The 17,338-nt window shown below is 51.5% G+C and carries 14 protein-coding genes and 1 pseudogene; 4 read left to right on the forward strand and 11 right to left on the reverse strand.

Annotation, left to right across the window (positions count from 1 at the left end):
* Positions 1-33 precede the first annotated feature (33 nt).
* Genes xylH through xylF form a run of 3 tightly spaced genes read right to left on the reverse strand, consistent with a single transcriptional unit; the run spans position 34 to position 3,782 of the window.
* Entirely contained in the window at positions 34-1,215 is a 1,182-nt protein-coding gene (xylH, locus tag GBAG_RS19680) for a xylose ABC transporter permease XylH (protein ID WP_034499489.1), read from the reverse strand.
* The gene (locus GBAG_RS19685; protein WP_034499491.1) at positions 1,193-2,734 is read right to left on the reverse strand and encodes a xylose ABC transporter ATP-binding protein; all 1,542 of its coding nucleotides are present in this window, start codon (positions 2,732-2,734) and stop codon (positions 1,193-1,195) included. Before GBAG_RS19685 ends, xylH begins: the two co-directional genes overlap by 23 nt.
* Positions 2,735-2,789: 55 nt before the next feature.
* Entirely contained in the window at positions 2,790-3,782 is a 993-nt protein-coding gene (gene xylF, locus GBAG_RS19690; RefSeq protein WP_034499627.1) for a D-xylose ABC transporter substrate-binding protein, read from the reverse strand.
* Between the two features lie 382 nt (positions 3,783-4,164).
* Here xylF and xylA point away from each other — a divergent pair, with 382 nt between their 5' ends.
* Both xylA and xylB read left to right on the forward strand, forming a co-directional pair.
* The gene (gene xylA, locus GBAG_RS19695) at positions 4,165-5,487 is read left to right on the forward strand and encodes a xylose isomerase (protein ID WP_034499493.1); all 1,323 of its coding nucleotides are present in this window, start codon (positions 4,165-4,167) and stop codon (positions 5,485-5,487) included.
* Positions 5,488-5,583: 96 nt separating this feature from the next.
* On the forward strand, positions 5,584-7,038 hold the full coding sequence (gene xylB / locus GBAG_RS19700; RefSeq protein WP_034499495.1) for a xylulokinase: 1,455 nt from the start codon (positions 5,584-5,586) through the stop codon (positions 7,036-7,038).
* 76 nt (positions 7,039-7,114) lie between these two features.
* Here xylB and gntU read toward each other — a convergent pair whose 3' ends face one another.
* The 5 genes from gntU to GBAG_RS19725 all read right to left on the reverse strand — a co-directional run bounded on the left by gntU (position 7,115) and on the right by GBAG_RS19725 (position 12,093).
* On the reverse strand, positions 7,115-8,455 hold the full coding sequence (gntU, locus tag GBAG_RS19705) for a gluconate transporter (RefSeq protein WP_034499497.1): 1,341 nt from the start codon (positions 8,453-8,455) through the stop codon (positions 7,115-7,117).
* A complete protein-coding gene (gntK, locus tag GBAG_RS19710) occupies positions 8,452-8,985 on the reverse strand; it encodes a gluconokinase (protein ID WP_034499498.1) in 534 nt (177 codons plus the stop codon). The genes gntU and gntK overlap by 4 nt, the downstream gene beginning before the upstream one ends.
* A gap of 149 nt (positions 8,986-9,134) precedes the next feature.
* Positions 9,135-10,130: a gluconate operon transcriptional repressor GntR gene (gntR, locus tag GBAG_RS19715; protein ID WP_034499500.1), complete on the reverse strand. Its 996-nt coding sequence runs from the start codon at positions 10,128-10,130 to the stop codon at positions 9,135-9,137.
* A gap of 105 nt (positions 10,131-10,235) precedes the next feature.
* Complete coding sequence (locus GBAG_RS19720; RefSeq protein WP_034499502.1) at positions 10,236-10,931, reverse strand: pirin family protein; 696 nt, start codon at positions 10,929-10,931, stop codon at positions 10,236-10,238.
* 124 nt (positions 10,932-11,055) lie between these two features.
* Complete coding sequence (locus GBAG_RS19725; RefSeq protein WP_034499504.1) at positions 11,056-12,093, reverse strand: oxidoreductase; 1,038 nt, start codon at positions 12,091-12,093, stop codon at positions 11,056-11,058.
* A gap of 416 nt (positions 12,094-12,509) precedes the next feature.
* On the opposite strand from GBAG_RS19725, the gene GBAG_RS19730 reads away from it, so the two are divergent.
* Positions 12,510-13,007: a GNAT family N-acetyltransferase gene (locus tag GBAG_RS19730; RefSeq protein WP_034499507.1), complete on the forward strand. Its 498-nt coding sequence runs from the start codon at positions 12,510-12,512 to the stop codon at positions 13,005-13,007.
* Positions 13,008-13,096: 89 nt separating this feature from the next.
* Here GBAG_RS19730 and ggt read toward each other — a convergent pair whose 3' ends face one another.
* Positions 13,097-14,863, reverse strand: a complete 1,767-nt coding sequence (ggt, locus tag GBAG_RS19735; protein ID WP_034499509.1) for a gamma-glutamyltransferase — start codon at positions 14,861-14,863, stop codon at positions 13,097-13,099.
* A 123-nt stretch (positions 14,864-14,986) separates the two neighbouring features.
* On the opposite strand from ggt, the gene GBAG_RS19740 reads away from it, so the two are divergent.
* The gene (locus GBAG_RS19740; protein ID WP_034499511.1) at positions 14,987-15,439 is read left to right on the forward strand and encodes a DUF2756 family protein; all 453 of its coding nucleotides are present in this window, start codon (positions 14,987-14,989) and stop codon (positions 15,437-15,439) included.
* Between the two features lie 91 nt (positions 15,440-15,530).
* Here the strand turns inward: GBAG_RS19740 and ugpQ are convergent, their stop codons facing one another.
* A complete protein-coding gene (gene ugpQ, locus GBAG_RS19745) occupies positions 15,531-16,271 on the reverse strand; it encodes a glycerophosphodiester phosphodiesterase (RefSeq protein WP_034499513.1) in 741 nt (246 codons plus the stop codon).
* A pseudogene (locus GBAG_RS19750) lies at positions 16,268-17,337 on the reverse strand (sn-glycerol-3-phosphate import ATP-binding protein UgpC). The gene ugpQ and the pseudogene GBAG_RS19750 overlap by 4 nt, the downstream one beginning before the upstream one ends.
* Between the last annotated feature and the right edge of the window lies 1 nt (position 17,338).

A 17,338-nucleotide genomic window follows, 5' to 3' on the forward strand; every position in this document is an offset into this window, starting at 1 on the left:
AACCTTCCCCCGGCATTGTGATCATTTGCACATTTATGCTCTACGCTTGGTCGCCGAATCCATCCATACGGCCAGCAATAAAATCGCGCCTTTAACGATGTACTGCCAGAACGTCGGCACATCCATCATGCTCATGCCGTTATCCAGCGAAGCCATGATAAATGCGCCCATCACCGCACCAGCAACGCTTCCCACGCCGCCTGCAAGGCTCGTGCCGCCGATGACACAGGCTGCGATGGCATCAAGCTCAGCAATGTTGCCAGCGGAGGGAGAACCCGCCCCCAGACGCGAACTGAGAATCAAACCGGCAATGGCCACCATTAATCCATTGATGGCGAAGACGGCGAGTTTTGTGCGCTCAACATTAATACCAGAAAGTCGTGCCGCTTCGATATTGCCGCCAATCGCATAAATGCGCCGCCCAAACGCGGTACGGGTCGCCATAAACATGCCAGCCAGCAGCAGTAACGTCAGGATCAACACCGGGGTTGGCACGCCACGATAATCATTGAGCAACCAGATTGCCCCTAACACGATCACCGCCGTGATGGCCTGCCGCCCGACGACGCCTGTAGATGCGGGAGTTGCCAGTCCTAACGCCTCGCGGCGAGTGCGCATACGCCATTGCCAGGCCACAAAAATGACCAACCCCAAAGTACCGATACCAAAACCAATTCCGTCCGGAAGGTAGCTTTGGCCGATTTGCGACATCGCCGCGCTGGTTGGCGAAACGGTGGTGCCGTTAGTAATACCAATCAACACACCACGAAACGCCAGCATTCCTGCAAGGGTGACGATAAATGACGGCACTTTGCGATACGCCACCCACCAGCCATTCCAGGCCCCCAGCACCAGCCCGAGAACCAAGGTAACGGCAATCGTCAGCGGTAAAGGCCAACCGAGCCAGACATCAAAGATCGCCGCTACGCCACCGAGTAAACCCATCATCGAGCCGACGGAAAGATCAATTTCTGCCGAGATAATGACAAACACCATGCCTACGGCCAGAATCCCGGTAATGGCCGTTTGCCGTAGTAAGTTAGATACGTTTCTGGCGCTGAGATAAGCGCCGTCTGTGGTCCAGGTGAAAAACAACATGATGACAACAATCGCTGCAATCATGACAAAAACCTGGAGATTCAGCGCCCGTAAAGCGGCAAAAGGTGAAGCTGGGGGTGCCGTAAGTTTCATTTCAGACTGGTTGCTTTTCGACATGCTTTTCACTCCTCAGTGCGGCTTCCATGACCTGCTCCTGGGTCAGGTTGTGGTTTATCAGGTCAGCTTTGATTCGCCCCTCGTGCATCACCAGCACTCTGTCGCTAAGACCGAGCACCTCTGGCAATTCCGATGAGATAACAATGACCGCAATCCCTTGCTGAACCAGCTGATTGATTAATTTGTAGATTTCATATTTCGCGCCGATATCAATGCCTCGCGTAGGTTCATCAAGGATCAGGATGCGTGGGTTGAGCAGCAGGCAGCGCGCCAGAATCGCCTTTTGCTGATTACCGCCGCTAAGGCGGCCAATCGCCAGTTCGGGCGAGGAGGTTTTTACTTTCAGGCGCGCAATAGATTGCAGAACGCAATTTTGTTCGGCGGCATCATCCAGATGCGAGAGCGCACCTGAGAATTGGTTTAGCGCGGCCAGTGTGATGTTTTGCCCGACGGCCATCACCGGCACGATGCCGTCTTTTTTACGATCTTCCGGCACCATGGCAATTCCGTGAGCAATAGCTTGCTGGCAGTTACCAATAGCGACCGGCTGGTTATCAATAAATATCCGGCCTTCAGACTTCCCCGGCCAGACGCCAAATAAGCATTGCACCGCTTCGGTTCGTCCGGCGCCCACCAACCCTGCAATACCCAGGATTTCGCCCTTGTGCAGTGAAAACGAAATATCATTTACCCGCTTGATATGCCGGTTAACCGGGTGCCAGGCCGTTAGATGTTCGACACGCAGAATTTCTTCGCCAGTCTGGTGTGGTTCATTGGGGTACAGCGCGGTCAACTCACGCCCCACCATCATGGTAATAATGTCTTCTTCACGCATTAACGCGGCATCACGCGTACCGATGGGTTGCCCGTCGCGGATAACACAGACGGTGTTGGAAATGGCTTTAACTTCATTGAGTTTGTGAGAGATATAAATACAGGCGATACCATGCGCTTGCAGATCCCGGATGATCTCTAACAGCACTGCGGTTTCTTGCTCGGTAAGCGATGCAGTCGGCTCGTCGAGAATCAACAAGCGCACCTGTTTATTCAGCGCTTTAGCTATTTCCACAAGCTGTTGTTGCCCAAGCCCCAGGGAACCAACACGGGTATCGGGAGAAATATTTAAGCTCACCTGTGCCAGCAGTTTTTGGCAGCGTAGTGTCATGCTGTCGTAATCCAGCACGCCATATTGTGAAAGCTCGGCACCGAGGAAAATATTCTCAAGCACTGTCAAATGCTTAACCAGCGCCAGTTCCTGATGGATGATTGCAATGCCTTTGCGTTCAGTATCGCGAATATGACTCGCCTGGAGTTTTTCACCCGCAAACCAGATTTCACCTTCGTAACTACCGTAAGGATAAATCCCGCATAACACCTTCATCAGCGTCGATTTTCCCGAGCCATTTTCGCCGCAAAGTGACATGACTTCACCGGCATCAACTGACAAGCTGACGTTATCCACGGCCTTCACGACACCAAAGGCTTTGGTGATATTTTTCATTTCCAGTAAACAAGGCATAGCCCCTCCTTTACCTGATTAAGGGTATGCCCGTGCCATGCACGGGCGCAGTGGGTTATAGCTCGCTCTTTTTATGGAAACCGTCTGCCACAACGGTTGTGTCGATGTTGGCTTTATCGACCTCGACTGGCGTCAGGAGACGTGAAGGGACATCTTTGACGCCATTATTCAACGTGGCGTCAGAAGCGGGTTGTTTGCCCTCACCGAGTTCCACGGCAATTTCGGCCGCAGTATTGGCAAGCTGGGTGATAGGCTTGTATACCGTCATGGTTTGCGTACCGGCGATAATGCGCTTCACACCGGCCAGATCAGCATCCTGCCCGGAAATGGCGACTTTGCCCGCCAGGCCTTGTGCACTCAGCGCCTGAATAGCGCCGCCCGCGGTTGCATCGTTTGAGGCCACCACCGCGTCAATTTTATTGTTATTTGCCGTCAGCGCATTTTCCATAATTTTCAATGCGTTTTCTGGCAACCAACCGTCAGCCCATTGATCGCCGACGATTTTTATTTTCCCACTCTCAATATAAGGTTTTAATACTTTCATCTGCCCGGCGCGGAACAACTTGGCATTATTATCAACAGGCGAGCCACCCATCAAAAAATAATTACCAGAAGGTACTTTATTAACAATGCTTTGCGCCTGAAGTTCGCCGACTTTTTCATTATCGAATGAAATATAATAATCAATGTCGGCATTATTAATCATGCGATCATATGCTAATACTTTTATCCCCTCTCTTTTTGCCTCAGCAATGACATTACTTAATACCTGGCCGTTGTAAGGAATAATAACCAATACATCAACGCCACGGTTAATCATGTTTTCGATTTGCGACATTTGCGTTTCTTCGTTGCCGTTAGCGGATTGTACAAAGACTTTCGCCCCCAGAGACTCCGCTTTTTTAACAAAGATGTCGCGATCTTTTTGCCAGCGTTCAAGGCGTAAATCGTCTATCGCCATGCCAATTTTAACTTCTTTGGCGATGCCGCTGACACTGGTGAGAACGAGTGAGGCACACAACGTTAGTAAAAGGTTCTTAATCTTCATTTTCATATTTTTATACCTGTGTAGGGTGTAATAAATCGGATTAAAAATTATTAACATCTGTCGACCGGCTGTGATTGTTGTCTGTGAATGGCAATCCGGCAATTACAGATTTTTATCTTCCTATTACGTTTTTTTGTTTAATTGTTAATTTATGATGGCGATCTTCTTTTAAATTAGAAAAAACATTTATTGCGTTATTTATTGGAATAACGCTCGAGATATTTCTTTCATTAATTCCTGCGTTTTTTGCGAGACAGCGCACATTTGAGCATTCTCTTAATCGCAGTGTGAAATAACGTAATTGAGCAACGCCAAAGGAAAATACAGGATGGTTACAGAATCGCTTACTTGCCGCCCCCTGATTAAGATTACGGAGTCAAATATGCAAGCCTATTTCGACCAACTCGATCGTGTACGTTTTGAAGGCACTAAATCCACTAATCCTCTGGCGTTTCGCCATTACAACCCAGATGAAATCGTTCTGGGAAAACGCATGGAAGATCACCTGCGCTTTGCAGCCTGTTACTGGCATAACTTCTGCTGGAATGGCGCAGATATGTTTGGTGTCGGTTCTTTTGAACGCCCATGGCAGCAGGCAGGTGATGCACTGGCGCTGGCAAAAGGCAAAGCCGATGTCGCGTTTGAGTTCTTCCACAAACTAAACGTGCCGTACTACTGCTTCCACGATGTTGACGTATCGCCAGAAGGCGCGTCACTGAAAGAGTATCTGAATAACTTCGCGCAAATGACCGACGTGCTGGCGCAAAAACAGCAAGAAAGCGGCGTGAAGTTGCTGTGGGGTACGGCTAACTGCTTTACCAATCCACGTTACGGTGCAGGTGCCGCCACCAATCCAGACCCAGAAGTGTTCGCATGGGCGGCAACACAAGTCGCCACCGCGATGAATGCCACGCACAAATTAGGCGGCGAAAACTATGTTTTATGGGGTGGGCGTGAAGGTTACGAATCTCTCCTCAATACTGATTTGCGCCAGGAACGCGAGCAAATTGGCCGTTTCATGCAGATGGTGGTTGAGCACAAACACAAAATTGGTTTCCGCGGAACGCTGCTTATAGAACCGAAACCACAAGAGCCAACGAAACACCAATATGACTATGATGTTGCAACGGTTTACGGCTTCCTGAAGCAGTTTGGTCTGGAAAAAGAGATCAAAGTGAACATTGAGGCGAACCACGCAACACTAGCCGGTCACTCCTTCCACCATGAAATTGCCAGCGCGATTGCGTTGGGTATCTTCGGCTCTGTTGATGCTAACCGTGGCGACCCGCAGCTGGGCTGGGATACCGACCAGTTCCCGAACAGCGTTGAAGAAAACTCACTGGTGATGTACGAAATTCTGAAAGCGGGCGGCTTCACTACAGGCGGCCTGAACTTTGATGCCAAAGTTCGTCGCCAGAGCACCGATAAGTACGATCTGTTCTATGGTCATATTGGTGCCATGGATGTCATGGCGCTGTCGCTGAAAATTGCCGCACGTATGATTGAAGAGGGTGAACTGGATAAACGTGTTGCCAAACGTTATGCCGGCTGGAATGGTGAAGTCGGCCAGCAAATTCTGAAAGGGCAAATGTCTCTGGCGCAAGTTGCGCAGTACGCTGAACAACATAACCTGGCGCCGCAGCACCAAAGTGGACATCAAGAGTTGCTGGAAAACCTGGTGAATCATTATTTGTTCGACAAATAAATCTAAGCCGTAGCTGAAATGGTGGATGACGCTTCGCTTATCCACCCTACGAATTCCCGCGCCACGTTTTACGTGGCGCGTTTGTAAGGAGTCGGTATGTACATCGGAATCGATCTCGGCACCTCGGGTGTAAAAGTGATTTTGTTGGATGAGCAAGGCGAGGTGCTGGCAACACGTACTGAAGCACTGACGGTGTCGCGCCCGCATCCGTTGTGGTCTGAGCAAGATCCAGAGCACTGGTGGCAAGCGACAGACAGAGCAATGAAAGCACTTGGCGAGCAGCATTCTCTTCAGGGCGTAAAAGCGCTGGGGATTGCCGGGCAAATGCATGGCGCAACCCTGCTTGATAAGCAGCAGACCGTTTTACGCCCAGCGATTTTGTGGAACGATGGCCGCTGCGGTGAAGAATGTGTGCTGCTGGAAGCCGCCGTGCCTGAATCTCGCAAGATTACCGGCAACCTGATGATGCCAGGTTTTACTGCGCCGAAGCTGTTATGGGTTCAACACCATGAGCCTGAGGTTTTCGCGCAAATAGATAAGGTCCTGTTACCGAAAGATTACCTGCGTTTGCGCATGACTGGTGTGTTCGCCAGCGATATGTCTGACGCCGCCGGCACTATGTGGCTGGATGTCGCGAAGCGCGACTGGAGCGACAAAATGCTCGACGCCTGCCAACTCAGCCGCCAGCAAATGCCTGATTTATTCGAAGGCAGTGAAATTACCGGCACGCTAAAAGCAGACGTGGCGCAGGCGTGGAATATGCCTGCGGTGCCGGTGGTAGCCGGTGGAGGTGATAACGCAGCAGGCGCAGTGGGTGTCGGCATGATGGACGCAGGCCAGGCGATGTTGTCGCTCGGCACCTCGGGGGTTTATTTTGCCGTAAGCGAAGGTTTCCTCAGCAAGCCGGAAAGCGCCGTGCATAGTTTTTGCCACGCATTACCTAACCGCTGGCATTTAATGTCCGTGATGTTGAGCGCGGCGTCCTGCCTTGACTGGGCAGCAAAGCTGACCGGCCTGGGTACCGTTCCTGCGTTGCTGGCAGCGGCTGAACAAGCCAATGAAGAAGCGGGCGATGTCTGGTTCCTGCCTTACCTTTCAGGCGAACGCACACCGCACAATAATCCGCAGGCAAAAGGCGTTTTCTTTGGCCTGACGCATCAGCACGGCCCGACAGAACTGGCTCGCGCGGTACTTGAAGGCGTGGGTTACGCGTTGGCGGATGGCATGGACGTGGTGCATTCCTGTGGCGTTACGCCACAAAGCGTCACGCTGATTGGCGGCGGTGCGCGGAGTCCGTACTGGCGGCAAATGCTGGCGGATATTAGCGGGCAAACGTTGGATTACCGTACGGGGGGTGATGTCGGCCCGGCATTGGGTGCTGCACGACTGGCACAAATCGCCATGACGCCAGAAAAACCTTTGCAATCCCTGCTTCCTCAGTTGCCACTTGAGCAGCAGCACAAGCCGGATATGTCACGCCATGAACGTTACAAATCTCGTCGCAAAGTGTTTAACCAGATTTATCAGCAGCTGTTGCCGTTAATGTCGTAAACGTCGGATGACGCTGCGTTTATCCGACCTACATTTTGGTTTTGTAGGGGGGATAAGCGCAGCGTCATCCACCATTTCAGGAGAGCAGCGTAAAAGCAATCATCCCGACCAGCGCACCGGTGGTGCCGAGGATGGTTTCCATCATGGTCCAGGTTTTCAGGGTTTGCCCTTCGGTAGCGCCCGTAAACTTACCGAACAACCAGAAACCGGCGTCGTTTACGTGGCTCACCACAATGGAACCGCCCGCGATGCAAATCGACAAGGCTGCCATTTGCGCGCCGCTATAGTTCAATTGCTCGATAACAGGCATCACCAGACCCACTGCGGTCAAACAGGCGACTGTTGCAGAACCCTGGATAATGCGCACCGCTGCCGCCAGCACGAAGCAGGTTAACGCAATCGGAAGACCTAATCCGGTTAACGCTTCACCTAACGCTGGGCCAACGCCTGAGTCCACCAGCACTTGCTTGAACACACCGCCCGCGCCGATAACTAAAAGAATGATGCCTGCAGGTTGCAGCGCGTGGCCGCAGATTTCCATGACTCGCTCTTTCGCCATTCCCTGGCGGTACGCCAGACCATAAATAGCAACCAGACACGCGACCAGAATCGCGGTGAACGGGTGGCCGACAAACTCGAGCCATTCGTACAGCGTGGAACCCTGTTCAACGAAACGTGCAGCGATGGTTTTCATGCCCACCAGCACCAGCGGCAACAGGATCAGCGACAGGCTGAAGCCGAAAGATGGCAGTTTACCTTCGCCCAGATGCGGTTCGGAGATATCGTCAGGAATATGCAGCTCGACATATTTGCTGATGAAGTTACCAAACAGCGGCCCGGCGATAATCATGCTCGGAATTGCAGCGCACAAGCCGAGCAGAATCATCCAGCCAAAGTCGGCATGCATCTGGGAGGCAAGTAACATAGGCGCAGGCCCAGGCAGCAGAAACGCTGCGGCAGCGGCGACGCCCGCAAACAGAGGGATAACCAGCTTAACGAGGTTAGTTCCGGTGTGGCGGGCCATAGAAAACGCCACGCTAATCAGTAGAACGATCGCCACTTCGAAGAACAGTGGCAGGGCGCAAATCAAGCCAGCCAGGCCAATCGCGTAATGTGCGCGACTGTGGCCGAAAGACTTCAGCATTTTGACGGCGATTTGGTCTACCGCGCCCGTTTCATGAAGAATCTTACCGAACATCGCGCCAAGCGCGACGACGATGGCGAGGAATCCGAGTGTCCCGCCCATTCCTTTTTCCATGGTTGCCGCGATTTTATCGAGCGGCATTCCGGAAAAGATCCCTGCACCAATTGAAACAACCATCAAAGCAACGAAGGCGTGCATACGCGCCTTCATCACTAAAAACAGCAACAGTAATACTGAACCCACTGCTGTTAAAACAAGAGTTAATGTACTCACTGCGCACTGCCTTTATTAATCACATCAATCGTGCTGGCGACTACGCCTTCAAGCGTTTGGTCGATATCCACTACCAGCACATCAGGTTCGTCAGATTTAGGTTCTTCCAGCGTTTCAAACTGAGTGACCAGCATCTGCGTTTTGAAGAAGTGACCTTTACGGGCTTTCAGTCGGTTTTCAATCACCTCGAAATCCCCTTTCATGTAGATGAAGGAGAGGTTCGGATTACCTTCGCGTAATTGGTCGCGATAAACTTTTTTCAGCGCAGAGCAAACAATCAGGGAAACTTTGTTGGTGCGTTGCATCGCGAAAGCTGCATCGTTCAACGCTTGCAGCCACGGCTTACGATCTTCATCGTTCAGCGGCTCGCCCGATGCCATTTTCATGATATTGCAGCGCGGATGAAGGAAATCGCCGTCGAGGAACGCGGCTTTGAGTTGATGAGCAACTTCACTTGCAACAGCAGATTTACCGCTGCCAGAGACGCCCATCAGGACGTAGATGTGGTTTTCGTGGTTGGTAGTGCTCATAGCGTAGCTCCGACTAGCGCAACAATTTGTTATAGTAAATTGTTACGGGTAACTGTTATCGGTAACATTGTCTAAGCTGCCTGCGCAATAAGCAATAACCATTAGCTTGCAAAGTGTATAACTGTGAGCTAAATCATATTTTGGGACGGTTAAATTGAACCGCCAGGAGAAAGCGTAAAGCCTAAATCGAGCATTTGCGGAGTGACCTCTTCACCGCGAATTCTCGCCAGCAAACGCTCGGCACCAATGCGGCCCATTCGTTCACGCGGCGTCAGTACGCTAGCAAGACGCGGCTCCATCACCTGGCCGATATCGTGACCGTGGAAACCGGCAATCGCCATATCTTTCGGGATGCTCAAACCCTGGCGCTGGCATTCAAACGCCGCACCGATCGCTAAGTCATCGTTGGTGCAGAAGATACTGTCGAGCTGAGGATATTCACGACGCGCCTGACGGAAGAGTTCAATACCTGTTGAGTACGAAGAAGATTGTTCAACCATCACGCTGTAAGGCACGAGGCCTGCATCAAGCATCGCTTGTTCGTAGCCCTTTTTCTTAATCACGGTACGTTCATCAAGACGAGCACCGAGATACGCGACGTGGCGGTGGCCGCGAGCAATAATCGCCGCAGTCATCTGGCGTGCAGCTTCGAAGTTATCAAACCCGACGGCGATATCGAGGCACGGAGAAATGCTGTCCATCAATTCCACAACGGGGATCCCCGCCACTTCAATCATTTTTAAAGTGCGTGGGGTATGGGTGCGTTCGGTGAGGATAAGTCCGTCGATATTCCAGGAAAGCATTGATTCCAGACGCTCTTCTTCCAGCTCCGGCTTATAGCCGTAGTGGGCGAGCATGGTCTGGTAGCCGTAAGCGTCAATGACGTTTTCAATGCCACGCAACACTTCGGCAAATACCTGGTTGGTCAGCGAAGGCAGTAAGACGCCAATGGCGCGACTGGTTGAGTTGGAAAGAATGTCAGGGGCGCGGTTAGGAATGTAGCCAAGTTCATCAAGGGCGGCGGCAATTTTTACCTGTAACGCAGCGGAAACCTGGTCAGGGTTACGCAAAAAGCGGCTGACCGTCATTTTTGTTATGCCGACGCGATCTGCAACGTCCTGTAATACCGGTCTTTTCTTTTTCATTATCTTGCTGTGCGGGTTAACTATCGACAGCGAAGTTTAGCACGGACAAAGCACAACCTTCCCCCGGTTTCGAGGAAGGTTGTGACCGGTAACTATCGGTATTTATTAGACTGGAGGTAAATCGAACAAAAGAATCTCACTTTCACTATTGGCGTGAATCGAAATCGCTTGTTCATCCCATACGGCAACCGCATCGCTGGTTTTAGCCTGAGTACCGTTGATAGAGACATCACCTTTCACAACCTGCACCCAAATGCGGCGATCTGCCGGGATCTGATAGACAGATTGTTCGTCTTTCGCTAACGCCCAACGCGACAGCTCCATATCCTGGTTCACTTTCAGAGAACCATCACGCGCATCTGGCGACAACACCAGCTGGCGGCCCTGTGGCGCATCAAAACGGCGCTGATCGTAACGCGGCGTGATGCCTGTTTTGTCTGGGATAATCCAGATTTGGTACAAACGTAGGCGCTCGGTGTCATTTGGGTTGTACTCGGAGTGAGTAATCCCGGTCCCGGCACTCATAATCTGGAATTCACCCGCAGGGACTTTTTCTTCATTACCCATGCTATCGCGGTGTGCCACGGCACCTTCGAGCACATAGGTCAGGATTTCCATGTCTTTGTGCGGATGGGTACCAAAACCTTCACCGGCTTCCACCACGTCTTCGTTAATCACACGTAATGCCGAGAAACCCATGAAATTGGCATCGTAATAGTTAGCGAATGAGAAGGTGTGCCAGCTATCCAACCAACCATGATTCGCATGACCACGTTCTTCAGCTTTTCTTAAAAAGATCATCTTCATTTCTCCGCAATTCGTTTGATGGACTAAGTGTGGACTCGAATCGGAAATGATCATAGAGGGTGAAAATTGACGCCTCTGTTCAAAAAAAGTGAACGAGTTTACGGCGTCAATTTTCAGGTCAGGCGAGAGTGATTGTTGAAGGCGAAGCCTGCTCGAAACCGCGTTCGAGGATCTCAAGATTGGTCATTGCTTCAATTTCTCTGACGTAATTGGATTTGCCGTTAAGAATGGTTTCATAAAGCGCATCGTATACGCGCCCGTAGTCGCCCATTTCCGGTTTCAGCTCTTCGCGCACGGTTTCACCCGCATCGTTCACGTACTCAAGCACGCCCACGCTGCTATCAGCCGCAAAGCCCGGTTCACCCGGCATGATGTACGCCTTGAGGCTGGTTTCTTGCTGGTCGATTCCGTATTTAATAAATGAGCCTTTGGTGCCATGAACCTGGAATTTCGGGTAGTCGATTTTCACCAGATGGCTGGTTTTGACGATGGCTTTCATATCGCCATAGAAAAGCTGCGCTTCAAAGGTATCGTCCGGATTGGCTTTATTGCGCACGCTACGAATGTCGTAGGCGACATGATCCGGGCGGCCAAACAGCGAAATAATTTGGTCCATCGTATGCACGCCAAGACCGTAAAACGCACCGTCAGCCGGTAGACCTGGTTTGGTTTCGGCAACCGGGCGATACATATCAAAGTGGCTTTCTATTTCAACAATATCGCCAAGTTTGCCGCTTTCGATGGCTTTTTTCATGGTCAGGAAGCAGGAGTCAAAACGGCGGTTTTGATACGGCGTGACGGTCAGTCCTTTGGCTTTCGCCAGCTCGAACAATTCTTTCGCTTCAGCCAGTGTTGGGGTAAACGGCTTTTCCACCAGCACATTTTTGCCTGCTTCCAGCGCGCGTTTCGCGTAATCGAAGTGGCTGTCTGCATGGGTACACACCACCACCAGTTTCACCTGCGGGTCGTTCAGCACTTCGTCTAAATCGCTGGTGAAATGAATGTGGCTATATTCTGGCTGCTGCTCGATATCAGGCTTTTCATTGCGGCGGAAGATATGGGCAACGTGGAATTTATCTTTGCGAACCAGAACGTAAGGAAGGTGGTAGCGGGTGGTGCTTTTGCCAAAACCTATAAAAGCGCAGTGTAGGGTCATTGCTTCGTCCTTTTTGACTTTGAATTGCAATTACCATACTTGAGACGGAGGCGGATGGCACCGTGATTTTGCGGCTATGGAGTTGTTTGCTTTTGGCGGAGGACGCTGCGCTTTTCCGCCCTACATAAACCAAAACATTTTAGTTTGTTCACAGCCCGCGGACAAAATGGCAAGTAAGCCAGGCTGAAAAAAGGGCAAAAAAAAGCCAGCGCAAGGCTGGCTAAGTAATACTGGAAGCAATGTGAGCAATGTCGTGCTTTCAGGTTGTCTCCGTAAGGGTCTCCCCTGAACGCATGGCAATAATAATCATTATCATTCGCACTTGTCTACTATTTTTTAGAAATAATTGGCAGTTGACGAAAATTAAAAAGTCAATAATGTTGAAGGGGTTACCTAACCAATTGAGGAGAAAAGGAATGAGCGAAATAGTGATACGTCATGCTGAAATCGGCGATGCGGAAGCTCTGCATCAACTTTACTCTCAACAGACGCCGCAACGCGACACGCTACATATTCCTTATTCTCCGCAAGGGCAGTGGCTAGAACGGTTGAAGGAACCAAAACCAGGCAGCCGTAATCTGGTCGCATGTATTGATCGAAAAGTTGTTGGCCAACTGACGTTTGCGGTAGAACCATCACCGCGCCGCAGCCACGTCGCATCCTTTGGCATAGGTGTGGACAGTAATTTTCATGGCAGAGGCGTCGCCAGCGCGTTGATGGCAGCCATGACCGACCTGTGTGATAACTGGCTGCGCGTCGAGCGTATCGAGTTGACGGTGTTTGTTGATAACGCACCAGCCCTGGCGGTCTATCGTAAATTCGGTTTTGAGATTGAAGGTACAGGCAAGAACTACGCACTGCGTGACGGGCAGTATGTGGATGCGCATTTTATGGCGCGGTTTAAGCCGGAGTAAATCGCCCTCACCCTAACCCTCTCCCTCAGGAGAGGGGACTCTACGGCTTTCTCCCTCTCCTGAGGGAGAGGGCCGGGGTGAGGGGCAACTTAATAACCCGCCGTCAAATCATCCACGGAACGCGGGTCAGATGCACCATACAGCGTGCCATCCGGCGCAACCATAATGCTTTGCGTACTGCCCATCGCCTCTTTCACCTGCACATTCTGCCCTTTATCTTTCAACAGTTTGATGGTGTCCGGGCTAAATCCTTTTTCGACACGTAACTCATCTGGCAACCACTGATGATGGAAACGCGGCGCGTTGGTCGCTTCGGCGACGTTCATCCCATAATCAATGGTATTCATCACCATTTGCAGCACAGTTGTGATGATTCGGCTGCCGCCTGGACTACCCGTCACCAACCAGGTTTTCCCATCTTTGACCACGATAGTTGGCGACATCGACGACAATGGACGTTTGTGCGGCCCTACCGCGTTGGCATCACCACCCACCAGCCCGTAGACGTTCGGAACACCCGGTTTGGCCGAGAAATCATCCATTTGGTTATTCATCAGAATGCCGGTATTCCCCGCCACAATACCTGTGCCGAACACGGTATTAAGGGTGTAAGTTACTGCTACAGCGTTGCCGTCTTTATCCACCACCGAGAAGTGCGTGGTCTGGTTGCTTTCATACGGGGCAAGTTTGCCCGGTTTGATTTCGCTCGACGGTCGCGCCTTGTTGATATCTATCTGTTCTGCCAATGATTTCGCATAGGCTTTGTTGGTCAGCGCCTGCCACGGTACTTTCACAAAATCCGGATCGCCAAGATATTCCGAACGATCGGCATAAGCATATTTTTCAGCCTCTGCGGTGAGTTGCATCGCATCGGCGCTACCAAAACCGTATTTGGCGAGGTCGAAGTTTTCCAGAATATTAAGGATTTGCACGATGTGAATGCCACCGGAAGACGGCGGTGGCATAGAGAAAATCTCATAGCCACGGTATTCGCCGCTAATTGGCGCACGTTCTACCGCCTTGTAATTCGCCAGATCCGCTTTGCTGATCAGCCCACCATTTTTTGCCATTTCATCCGCAATCTGGTCAGCAATAGCCCCTTTATAGAAAGCATCCGGGCCATTTTCAGCAATCATTTCCAGGCTTTTGGCGAGATTCGTCTGCACCAGCTTGTCGCCCTTTTGCAGCGGTTCACCATCCGCTTTCCAGAAAATAGCTTTGCTGTTTGGGTGATTCGGGATCACTTCCGCGCCATACACTTTTAAATCTTCAGCCAGTGCATCGTTCACCGTAAATCCGTCCTGCGCCAGTTTAATCGCAGGCTGAATCACTTTGTTGAGCGGCAGAGTGCCGTATTTTTCCAGCGCCATTGAGAAGCCCGCCACGGTGCCAGGTGTGCCGGAAGCAAGATGAGAAGTGAGGGATTTTTTGCTGTCAGCATTGCCTTGCGCGTCAAGGAACATATCGCGCGTGGCTTTTTCTGGCGCCATTTCACGGAAATCAATGGCGGTGGTTTTACCGTCTTTGGTGCGCAGCATCATAAAGCCGCCGCCGCCAATATTCCCGGCCTGTGGGTGTGTTACCGCCAGCGCAAAACCGACTGCAACTGCAGCATCTACGGCATTTCCGCCTTGTTTCAGAATATCGACGCCCACTTGTGTGGCAAGGGAATCTTGTGAAGCCACCATGCCATTTTCAGCACGCACCGCATGGTGTACGTCAGCTTCAACACCATAGGATACCGGGGGTGCCGCCGGAGGGGGCGCGGCATTAACAGAAAGGCAAAGTCCTATCATGAGCGCAGGAATGGTCATCCAACGCATTACTTCTGAACGAAAAGTTTTCCACTGCTTCATCGTTGTTTTCTCCATGTTTGTCCAGTCAATCGCCCAATAAGCCTGGTCTAAAACTCCTAAATAATCTTCGTAACTACGGAAAACGATTAAACTTAGTAGATCCCCCAAATGGAGGAAGTGACGATGAAAAAAATATTACTTGTGGCAGCTTTGCTGCCGTTGACCTGTTTGGCACAGCCGATTAATACCCTGAATAATCCCAATCAACCGGGTTACCAGATTCCCAGCCAGCAACGGATGCAGCAGCAAATGCAGACGCAGCAGATACAGCAAAAAGGAATGTTGAATCAGCAGTTACAAACACAGACACGCGTACAGCAACAGCATCTGGAATCGCAGATAAACAATAATTCGCAGCAGGATGTATTTAAGGTGAAGAAAACACTGCCAAACGAACTGGATGTCGGGACGCAACAGGTGTTGCCGAATACGAATGGAGGGATGCTGAGTGGCAGTGGTTCGAACGTCAGCGGGCAGGATCACATGCTACAACCGAGAACCAATGGCAGCATGCTGAATTCTCATGGTAGCTCGACGTTACAGCCGAGCATTCCGCTGAAAACTATTGGGCCGTAATGAAAACGGTGGATGACGCTATCGCTTATCCACCCTACAACACCGCAACCGTAGGTCGGATAAGCTTGCGTCATCCGACATTGGTGAGGTATTAGCCCGTAAAGTCCGCGCCAATTTGGTCGATGCGGTCAGTGCAAATAGTATCGACTCCCCAGCGCAGCAGCGTGGCTGCTCGTTGGGGATTATTCACGGTATAAACCAGAATATGTAACCCCGCCGCTTTGAGTTCCCGCACACGCGTTTCATCCAGCAATTTATGGTTCAAATGAAGTGATACGCAGCCCAGGCTAGTGGTCAGCTCGCGCCACTCATCACGCCATTCATCCAGCAACAAACCCCGAGGTAACTCTGGAACCGCATGTTGTGCCGCTTCCAGCGCGTCGATGGAAAAAGACGACAGCAATGGCGCGGTTTGCCCCTGCCATAATTCACGGGCGGCCAGCGCAATGAGTTTCCCGGTATCGGAGTCAGTACCCGTTGTCGGCTTGATTTCGATATTGACCATCATGCCATGTTGTTTACAGCGCTCTGCAACCTGCGAAAGCAGCGGCAATGGCTCGCCTTTGAATTCATTGCTAAACCAGCTTCCGGCGTCAACGTTGAGCAGCTTATCCCACGGCAAATCGCCCGCCACTCCCCAGCCATTACTGGTGCGCTCCAGCGTGTCATCATGCAGCAGGAAGATTTGCCCATCTTTTGACAGCTTCGCGTCAAACTCAATCATCGTATGACCGAATCGCGCACCCACATCAATCGCCGCCAGCGTGTTTTCCGGTGCCAGTTTTCCGCCGCCACGATGGGCCGCGACTTTTGGGTATGGCCAGTTACTCATAAACGTTGTCCATTTTCTTTATCAAAGAAATGCAGATTGTTTTCAGGCAGATGCAGCCATAACGTACTGCCGGGTTGCGGGCGTTCCTGATGCCCAAGGCGCACCACCATTTTTGCTCGCCCCAACGCCCATGCACCAGATTATCTGCGCCGAGCATCTCCAGCGTGTCGACCATAAAGGGGATGCCGCCTGCGGTTTGTGAGCTTAACGCAATATGTTCCGGGCGGATACCCAACGTCACCGCGCGACCACGATGCGAATTTTGCATCCCTCCCAGCGGTAACGCCATTGTGCCTTCCAGTTCAAAACGCGTGCCATCAGCACTGATTTTACCTTCCAGTAGATTCATGGCTGGCGAGCCAATAAAACTCGCCACAAAGCGAGTTGCCGGGCGCTCGTAAACCTCAACGGGCGTACCGATTTGCTCTGCAACGCCTTTGTTCATCACCATCACGCGCTGCGCCAGCGTCATCGCTTCGACCTGATCGTGGGTGACGTACAGACTGGTGGTTTTCAGGCGGCGATGCAGTTGCTGTAATTCGAGGCGCATTTGCACGCGCAGTTTAGCGTCGAGGTTTGATAACGGTTCATCAAACAGGAATACCGCTGGATCGCGCACAATCGCACGCCCCATCGCCACACGTTGACGCTGCCCGCCAGAAAGCTCACGCGGACGGCGTTTTAGCAAACCATCGAGTTCCAGAATACGTGCTGCCTCTGCCACTTTCTGCTGAATATGCGCTTTACCCATGCCACGGATTTTCAGCCCCCACGCCATGTTTTCTTCCACGCTCATATGCGGATAAAGCGCGTAATTCTGGAACACCATCGCAATGCCGCGCTCTTTGGGTTCCATTTCAGTGACGCGCTGGCGGTCAATCCAGATGTCGCCGCTGGTGACGCGCTCAAGCCCGGCAACCATACGCAGCAGCGTAGATTTACCACAGCCCGACGGCCCGACCATCACGATAAATTCGCCATCCGCCACATCGAGCGTTAACGGTTGAATCACCTGGGTTTTGTTGTCCCAGCTTTTGCTGACTGCCTGTAATTTTAAACCTGCCATG

The sequence above is a fragment of the Buttiauxella agrestis ATCC 33320 genome (genome assembly GCF_000735355.1).
Taxonomy (GTDB): domain Bacteria; phylum Pseudomonadota; class Gammaproteobacteria; order Enterobacterales; family Enterobacteriaceae; genus Buttiauxella; species Buttiauxella agrestis.

Excerpts from the sequence above, each read along its gene's own strand:
- GBAG_RS19685 (WP_034499491.1), bottom strand. The coding sequence starts at position 2,734 with ATGCCTTGTTTACTGGAAATGAAAAATATCACCAAAGCCTTTGGTGTC.
- xylH (WP_034499489.1), bottom strand. The coding sequence starts at position 1,215 with ATGTCGAAAAGCAACCAGTCTGAAATGAAACTTACGGCACCCCCAGCT.
- ugpQ (WP_034499513.1), bottom strand. The coding sequence starts at position 16,271 with ATGAGTAACTGGCCATACCCAAAAGTCGCGGCCCATCGTGGCGGCGGA.
- GBAG_RS19730 (WP_034499507.1), top strand. The coding sequence starts at position 12,510 with ATGAGCGAAATAGTGATACGTCATGCTGAAATCGGCGATGCGGAAGCT.
- gntR (WP_034499500.1), bottom strand. The coding sequence starts at position 10,130 with ATGAAAAAGAAAAGACCGGTATTACAGGACGTTGCAGATCGCGTCGGC.
- GBAG_RS19720 (WP_034499502.1), bottom strand. The coding sequence starts at position 10,931 with ATGATCTTTTTAAGAAAAGCTGAAGAACGTGGTCATGCGAATCATGGT.
- xylA (WP_034499493.1), top strand. The coding sequence starts at position 4,165 with ATGCAAGCCTATTTCGACCAACTCGATCGTGTACGTTTTGAAGGCACT.
- xylF (WP_034499627.1), bottom strand. The coding sequence starts at position 3,782 with ATGAAGATTAAGAACCTTTTACTAACGTTGTGTGCCTCACTCGTTCTC.
- xylB (WP_034499495.1), top strand. The coding sequence starts at position 5,584 with ATGTACATCGGAATCGATCTCGGCACCTCGGGTGTAAAAGTGATTTTG.
- GBAG_RS19740 (WP_034499511.1), top strand. The coding sequence starts at position 14,987 with ATGAAAAAAATATTACTTGTGGCAGCTTTGCTGCCGTTGACCTGTTTG.
- ggt (WP_034499509.1), bottom strand. The coding sequence starts at position 14,863 with ATGAAGCAGTGGAAAACTTTTCGTTCAGAAGTAATGCGTTGGATGACC.
- gntK (WP_034499498.1), bottom strand. The coding sequence starts at position 8,985 with ATGAGCACTACCAACCACGAAAACCACATCTACGTCCTGATGGGCGTC.
- GBAG_RS19725 (WP_034499504.1), bottom strand. The coding sequence starts at position 12,093 with ATGACCCTACACTGCGCTTTTATAGGTTTTGGCAAAAGCACCACCCGC.